The following is a 7,062-nucleotide window of genomic DNA, read 5'->3' as shown; positions in this document are numbered from 1 at the left end:
GAACTCAGCAGTGAAACCGCTCAGCGCCGATGGTAGTGTGGGGCTTCCCCATGCGAGAGTAGGTCATCGTCAGGCATTTATTCAGAGAAAACCCCGGGCACATCAGTGTTCGGGGTTTTTTCATGGGCATGGGGAACCCCGCTCTTTATATCGTGGGGCCGCTTCGCGGGCCGGCCCCTCGCCGGCTCGGGGCGTTCGACCGCCCTCGCGGCAGTGCCGCGAAGGGCCGGGCGGTCTCACCCCCATGCGAGAGTAGCGGAGCGCCGCCCGCCGGATGGCCGGCCCGAACATCGTCAGGCATCTCTTCCCAAACCCCGCGTTCGAAAGAACGCGGGGTTTTTGTTTTTCCGGTCCTCGAAACCTGACGCACTTGCTGAAGTAGCTGCCGACAGTCGCGATCAGGCCTGATAACATTCGCGACATTCAAATCCGGCAAGGTATGTGTTGATGTCCCGCTTGGCGAAGACTTTACTCCCCGATCAGCTGCTCTTTTACTGCCGTCCGGGGTTCGAACACGACATCACTGCCGAAGTGGTGTCCTACGCCGAGGAATTGGGTTGGCAGGGCAGGGCAGAATTCTCGCCTCAGGCAGGGTATATGCGCTTTGCCGTGGATGACGACCGGCCGGCCAACGAATTACACCGTGAGCTGCGTTTCGAGCGTCTCGTCTTTGCCCGGCAGAGCCTGGTGGCGCTGCCGCCCTTGAGTCTTGTCCGGGATGATCGGCTATCCCCCATTGTGGAGCAGGTCTTGGCCAGCGGCTGGAGCTTCGATGCGATCTGGCACGAGACGCCCGACACCAACGAGGGAAAGGCTTTGGCAGGGCTGATGAAGGCGTTGACCCGCCCCCTCGAGTCGGCGCTGCGGAAGCGTGGTGCGCTGCGCCGCAAGGCAGCAGGACGCCGCTTGCATCTATTCTGGACGGAGGGCGACCGCGTTCAGTTGGGCATGAGCTTTGTTGGGAATCGTAGCGAACTTCCTGGTGGCATCCGGAGGTTGCGTTCCCCCTCGGCAGCGCCCAGCCGCTCGACGCTAAAGCTCGAAGAGGCCTGGCATGAGTTCGTTCCGCGCAACGAGTGGGACGTGCGACTGGCTGAAGGCATGCAGGCCGCCGACCTGGGAGCGGCTCCGGGTGGCTGGACCTGGCAATTAGTCAGGCGTGGCATGCACGTTTACGCGGTCGACAACGGCCCCATGAAGGGAGACCTGATGGCCACGGGACTAGTCGAGCACTTGCGTGAGGACGGCTTCGTCTGGGAACCACCGTATCGGTTGGATTGGCTGGTATGCGATATCGTCGACAAGCCGGCACGCGTTACGTCGATGGTGCAGCGCTGGCTGACGCGGCGCTGGTGCCGAGAGGCGATCTTCAATCTCAAGCTGCCGATGAAGCGACGCTGGGAAGAAGTCGACCGCTGCCTGGCTCAGTTGGAGCGCTCGCTGGAGGAAGCAGGAATCCCCGCTACGTTGCGCTGTCGCCATCTTTACCATGACCGGGAAGAGGTCACGGTACACGTCCGGCTGATGAATTGATCGCCCTGAAACGCCGGGTTAGCCCTGCCTCAGTAGGCCGGTTCGTAGATGCGAATGGTTTCATCCTCGGTCAGTAACGGCAGGATGCGTTGCATGGCGCGTGTGCGCTCTTCGCTTGTGTACCATTCATTCCAGGCGTTCAGGTTTCGCCACTTGACGATCATCAGGCGGCGGTCGCTATGGCCGCGCTCAACCAAGGTTTCGCCCCCTACGAACCCTCTGGCGCCAAGAGAGTGCCTCATGGCTTCGCGTGCGGCCTCCTCGTATTCTTCTTCCAGGCCAGGCATGATACGACGTTCGATTATGATCTTGATCATCCAGCAGCTCCCCACGCCGAGGTCGATCGATGACGAATACCGCCGACTCACAGCCCGCCTGGCATGACGAGCTTGATACGACCGGTCTCTACTGTCCGGAGCCCATCATGCTCATGCACAATAAGGTACGCGACATGGGCCCGGGTGAAATCCTCAAGGTGATAGCCACGGATCCGGCGACCACCCGAGACGTGCCCAAGTTCTGCAATTTTCTAGGGCACGACCTAATATCGCAGCAGGAGTCGGACGGATACTACCTCTACTTTATCCGCTTGGACTGATGTACCGCTACCCCGAGGCATCTCAGCCATCGGCTTCCTTCGTGGCATTGGGTATGACCATCAGGGCCAAGGCTTCGAGCGTGCTGGGGTCTTGTTCGCGAATGCGGTTGGCGATGCTGCGCTGGAAGAAGTAGACCATCCTGTGGCGGCTCTTGCCCGGATAGAGGCAGGCGTCGCCGGGCAGGATCGGGGTGGTCTCGACGAGGGACTCATCTGCCAGTAGAGCCTCGACGTTGCCATCACTGTACAGGCGCCAGCCGAAGACCTGCTTGAGTTGCCAGGGACGGTTATCGTCATCGATGCATAGCGCGTGGGTGCCCTGGGTGTCAGGTATCTGCTGTATGAGGGTAATGTCGCGCGTCTCTTCGTAGTCGAAGTAGGCCGCGGCATGCTCCAGCTCGCAGGTCTTGTGGGGCGGAGGATATTCGAGCAGCTCTTCGGTTTCAGGATCGCGATAGCCGACGAAGCAGCCATGCTCGGTGTCGTCGAGTTGATGGCACGGGGTCAGCGTCTCCATCCATGGTACCAGGCCGACGACATCGCCATCCTCGCGCAGCCCCCAGGCCAGGATGGGCATGCCGTAGAGGGAGTCGGGGTCCGAGGCCAGACTGTAGACCATCTCGAGGCCATCGAGCTCGGGGGAGAGACGAACCAGGCGTCGCTTGGCCTGGAGCTTCTGGCGCATCGTATCCAGGTCGATGACCCGGGCAGGGCGGGGCGACAGTGTCATACCCATGTTCCTCCCTCCAGATTCTGCATGGGCCGAGCGGAAAGGACGGCTGCGGCAAGGCTGACGGGATCGACTCCTACCTACAGAATCACCAATATCACAGAGTCGCCGTACAAGTTAAGCCTATCAGCCGCTTTTTCACGCGCAATGCGCGTTCAGCTCCTGCCAGTGCTGATAATGCTTCTCGACAGACTGGCGCAGGGCGGGGAGGGGAGCGCGGGGGTCCTCCAACGACAGCCAGCGCTGCCGATAGACAGCGACAGCCTCGGGAGGGGGAACGTGGCTCTCGAACAGGTCATGGATCGCTCTGAGCCATTGGGTCGCCAGTGTCTCGAGCCGGTTGAGCCAGTCGAAAGCCGCCCCGTCGGTCATACGTCGTTTCAGCTCGTCAGGCGCAGCGGAAAGTGCCCGACAGCCGTTCTCCGACTCGATGACGGAAGCAAGAAGCGCTGTTGCCTCATCCAGGCGTTGCTGGGCGAGTAGCAGAGCGCGCAGGACTTCAGCCGTCAAGGGCCGGTCACGCAACGCTTTGAGATGACTTTCCAGCGTAGCCGAGTCATGGGACCAATCGGGATTGAACTGATTGAGCGTGGCTTGGTGCAGCCAAGCCAAAGCCTCGAACTGGGCCTCGATGCTGCGCGTATCGTCCGGCGAGAGAGGCGAACTGGCGCGGGAGAAATTACTTACCCACTCCTCCGAATCGAACAGGCTGTTCCAGCTGACCTTCGGTAGTTGCTCTGTCTTGGTTCTCGTCAGCCTTTCAAGTCGCTCACGATCGGTATCTGAAAGCATGTCCGGAATGTCGCTGTTCCAACAAGCATGCAGGCGGCGCCAGAGCTCGAGCTCGTAGATCCACCTTTGGCTGGGTGGCGCCACGCGACCGAGCTGGTTATTGCGGGCGGCAATGAGAGAGGTGATCTGGCATTCGCGCAGGGCATAGACGTTGAGCATGCTCTCACGAGTCTCGGCGACCTCGAGCAGGCGTTCGCTGCGATCGGGAAAGGGACCGATGTTGGGCGGTGCGCTTCTTTCGGGCAGCGGCTGGCCCAGGGTGTCAGCCAGTGTCTGTTGGTATTTTGCCAGCCGTGCCTCGCCCTCTCCCTCTTTGCTACAGCCGCTCAGCAAGACGAATAGCAGCAAGACGAAGCCGAACCAGGCGTTACTCGCGGGCAATGTCCAACCAGCCATTGGCGACTCCCTTGGCCCTGCGGCGCAGGCGATCGCCCAGTAGCAGCGCCGCTACGGTAAGCCCCGCGATCAATCCGATCCAGTAGCCGTGTACGCCCAGCGGCTGGAACCAGCCGGGCAGGCCCTCGGTCCCCAGCCAGTGCCCGCCGGCCAGGCCCACCGCCCAATAGGCGAACAGCGTGATGGCCATGATGATGCGAGTATCCTTGTAGCCTCGGAGGGCACCCGCGAGGTTGACCTGGAGCGAATCGGAGATCTGATAGAGCATGGCCAGAAGGATCAGCGAAAGCGCCAGGCGTTGAACGGCCGTATCGTGAGTGTAGAGGGCCAAGACCGGCTCTGCCGTAAACCAGAGCAGCACGCTATTGAACAACGCGATCAGCACTGACACCAGAACGCCGTGCCAGGCCACCATGCGAGCATGCGCAGCCTTGCCTTGACCGAGTGTATTACCGACCCTGACGGTGAGCGCCATGCTCAATGCCAGCGGCAGCATGAACAGGATCGAGGTGTAGTTCAGGGCGATTTGATGTGCTGCGACCGTGACCTCGCCCAGACTGGCGATCAGCAGGGAGATCAAGGTGAACAATGTGACCTCGATGAAGATTGCCACGCCGATGGGGACCCCCACGTAGAGCAGCTCGCCGATCAGGCGCCAGCGGGGAGGGGTGGGCGAATGCCATAGCGCCACATCGCCGTAGGCCTGGGAGCGGCGCGTATAGAGAGCCATGGCCAGGCACATGACCCACATCGAGAAGGCTGTGGCGATGCCGCAACCCAACGCGCCCAGAGCCGGAAGGCTTTGCAGCCAAACTGGCAACCCGTCGCCGAATAGCCCCGCCAGCCCATCGCCGCCATAGATCAGCACGAAGTTGCTGGGCACATTCACGCCGAGGCCCACCAGGCTGATCCAGAGCGACGGGCGAGTGTGGTTCATGCCGTCGGAGAAGGCGCGCAGCGCCTGGAAGAGGGCTACCCCCGGCATGCCGAACGCGACGGCGGCGAGATAGGCCGCGGAGCGGCTGGCGACCTCGGGAGGAACGTCCATCAAACGAAAAATCGGTGCCACTGTCAGCCATAGCAGGAGTGCCGACACCAGCCCCAGGGCCAGCGCTACCCAAAGCGCCTGATGCACGTTGGGCCCTATGCGCTCGGTGGTCTTAGCCCCCAGCAAATGGGCAACGATGGGGGTCAGTCCCATCAATGTGCCGGTCATGAACAGCATCAACGGCAGCCACAGGCTGGAGCCCACGGAAACGGCCGCCAGGTCGGTGGCACTGACCCGCCCCGTCATCATCACATCGGTTACGCTCATGCCGGCTTGGGCCAGCTGAGCGCCACAGATGGGAAGGGTCAAGCGGATCAGCGGCCGCGTTTCCGTGCGGCTGACGCTCATCAAATCGGTGAAGAACGTTGCCAAGAGAGGTGCTCCATGCTTGTCGTGCCCTGGTCATGCGCCAAGGAAACCCAATATGTTAGCAACATCCGGTGAATTTCGCTGCGTGTTCGAGTTGCCTATAATGACCGGCCCATCTGACCGCCTGGAGAGCTCGTGACCCATCGCCTCGATGACGTGATCGCCCTGTTCGACGGCCTCTTCCTGCAGCGCTTCAGTACCCGGCTGGAACGCGGCGGCGACGAGCCGCTCTACCTTCCCGCAGCTGCCGACAGCCCTTGGCATCGGGTCATCTTCGCCCGGGGGTTCTATGCGAGCGCGCTTCATGAGATTAGCCATTGGTGCATTGCCGGTGAGCGGCGACGCCAGCTGGAAGATTATGGGTATTGGTACCTGCCCGACGGTCGCGACGCAGAGCAGCAGCGCCGCTTCGAGGCTGCCGAGGTGGCGCCTCAGGCGCTGGAAATGCTTTTCTCGCGCGCCTGTGGGCTGCGCTTTCACGTCAGCGTGGACAACCTTGGCGGCGAGTCGGAGGTCGACCGGGAAGCCTTTCGAGATCGCGTTGCGGCCCGAGCAGCCCGTTATCAACGCGAAGGGCTACCGGCTCGTGCAGCGGCTTTTCGCGCCGCGTTGATAGCGTTCTATCGCAGCGACGATTCCCTTGAGCGTGCCATAGCCGCCGGCCTGGACGTGCTGGATCAGGCGTGCCCTTCCGCCTCCCAGAGTTGCCTGCCGAGCTGAAGCAGGGGATCGAGTGCCGGCATCGCCTGGCGCGCCGGATAGGCCACGCCGACGGTCTGGTGAATGTCTAGCCCGGCCAAGGGGCGGCACTGCACATCGTGGCGCGAAAGGATCTCGGCCCAGGCCGGCACCAGCGAGGCGCCGACCCCGGCTGCCACCAATCCCAGGGTGTACTCGATGGTGCGCAGGCGAGCTCGGACCTGGCAGTGCACGCCGGCATCGCTGAGCGCCGCGGCCAGTTGTTGCATGGCGGCGCAGGGGTGACGCCAGATGAAGGGCAGCCCGTCGAGTTCGGCCAATGTCACGGTTCCTTCGAGGCCCAGCGGATGCCCGCTGGGCAGGGCAAGGCGGTAGCTGTCGTGCCAGATCGGCTGGAAGGCTTCGCCCGCTGCCAAGTCGTGTTCACCGATGATGCGCGCATCGCAGCGCTCCTCAGGGTTGACCAGGGTCAACGCCAGGTTGTCGCCCTGGCCGATGTACTCCTTGAGCAGTGCGGTCATGCGGTTGGCACCCAGGGAGCGCATCAGCCCCAGGCGCACGGGAGTGGCCGGTGCGGGGGCGCGAAACAGCCGGCTGATGGCGTTGAGGTCTTCGCTGACCTGGCGCGCCAGGGGGTAGAGCCTGTGCCCCTCTTCGGTGGGCGTTATCCCGCGCCGGTGCCGTTCGAACAGCGGCGTGCCCAGACGCTCCTCCAGCTGCGTCAGGGCGGTCGAGATGGAGGGCTGGGCCACGTGGCTACGCCGGGCAGCGGCGCTGATCGAGCCGCCCTCGTAGGCGGCGATGAAGTAGCGCAGGCTTCTGATATCCATAAGCGTAGCCTATATCTGGGGCAGGATATCGATATTATCGCTTTGTCTGTCGGGCGCGCTAGGCTAA

At 62.6% G+C, this 7,062-nt stretch carries 8 protein-coding genes and 1 rRNA gene; 4 read left to right on the top strand and 5 right to left on the bottom strand.

Annotated features, from left to right (window positions below; all coding sequences use genetic code 11):
• Nucleotides 1-75: ribosomal RNA gene (gene rrf / locus ACOJCM_RS18260) — 5S ribosomal RNA — on the top strand; the annotation flags it as partial.
• 372 nt (nucleotides 76-447) lie between these two features.
• Complete coding sequence (rlmM, locus tag ACOJCM_RS18255; protein WP_445213483.1) at nucleotides 448-1,533, top strand: 23S rRNA (cytidine(2498)-2'-O)-methyltransferase RlmM; 1,086 nt, start codon at nucleotides 448-450, stop codon at nucleotides 1,531-1,533.
• Between the two features lie 29 nt (nucleotides 1,534-1,562).
• On the opposite strand, the gene ACOJCM_RS18250 is transcribed toward rlmM, so the two are convergent.
• The gene (locus ACOJCM_RS18250; protein ID WP_445213482.1) at nucleotides 1,563-1,850 is read right to left on the bottom strand and encodes an antibiotic biosynthesis monooxygenase family protein; all 288 of its coding nucleotides are present in this window, start codon (nucleotides 1,848-1,850) and stop codon (nucleotides 1,563-1,565) included.
• A 29-nt stretch (nucleotides 1,851-1,879) separates the two neighbouring features.
• Here ACOJCM_RS18250 and tusA point away from each other — a divergent pair, with 29 nt between their 5' ends.
• Nucleotides 1,880-2,131: a sulfurtransferase TusA gene (tusA, locus tag ACOJCM_RS18245; RefSeq protein ID WP_445213481.1), complete on the top strand. Its 252-nt coding sequence runs from the start codon at nucleotides 1,880-1,882 to the stop codon at nucleotides 2,129-2,131.
• A 22-nt stretch (nucleotides 2,132-2,153) separates the two neighbouring features.
• Here the strand turns inward: tusA and ACOJCM_RS18240 are convergent, their stop codons facing one another.
• The 3 genes from ACOJCM_RS18240 to ACOJCM_RS18230 form a co-directional block, all read right to left on the bottom strand.
• Nucleotides 2,154-2,867: a hypothetical protein gene (locus tag ACOJCM_RS18240; RefSeq protein ID WP_445213480.1), complete on the bottom strand. Its 714-nt coding sequence runs from the start codon at nucleotides 2,865-2,867 to the stop codon at nucleotides 2,154-2,156.
• Between the two features lie 132 nt (nucleotides 2,868-2,999).
• Nucleotides 3,000-4,049, bottom strand: a complete 1,050-nt coding sequence (locus tag ACOJCM_RS18235; protein ID WP_445213479.1) for a DUF3080 family protein — start codon at nucleotides 4,047-4,049, stop codon at nucleotides 3,000-3,002.
• Entirely contained in the window at nucleotides 4,021-5,445 is a 1,425-nt protein-coding gene (locus tag ACOJCM_RS18230) for an MATE family efflux transporter (protein ID WP_445213506.1), read from the bottom strand. The genes ACOJCM_RS18235 and ACOJCM_RS18230 overlap by 29 nt, the downstream gene beginning before the upstream one ends.
• Before the next feature lie 156 nt (nucleotides 5,446-5,601).
• On the opposite strand from ACOJCM_RS18230, the gene ACOJCM_RS18225 reads away from it, so the two are divergent.
• A complete protein-coding gene (locus ACOJCM_RS18225) occupies nucleotides 5,602-6,186 on the top strand; it encodes an elongation factor P hydroxylase (RefSeq protein WP_445213478.1) in 585 nt (194 codons plus the stop codon).
• Here ACOJCM_RS18225 and ACOJCM_RS18220 read toward each other — a convergent pair.
• A complete protein-coding gene (locus tag ACOJCM_RS18220) occupies nucleotides 6,144-6,995 on the bottom strand; it encodes a LysR family transcriptional regulator (protein WP_445213477.1) in 852 nt (283 codons plus the stop codon). The genes ACOJCM_RS18225 and ACOJCM_RS18220 overlap by 43 nt on opposite strands.
• Nucleotides 6,996-7,062 lie beyond the last annotated feature (67 nt).

Source organism: Billgrantia hypersalina (genome assembly GCF_052584175.1).
This window is presented reverse-complemented; position numbering and strand designations above follow the sequence as displayed.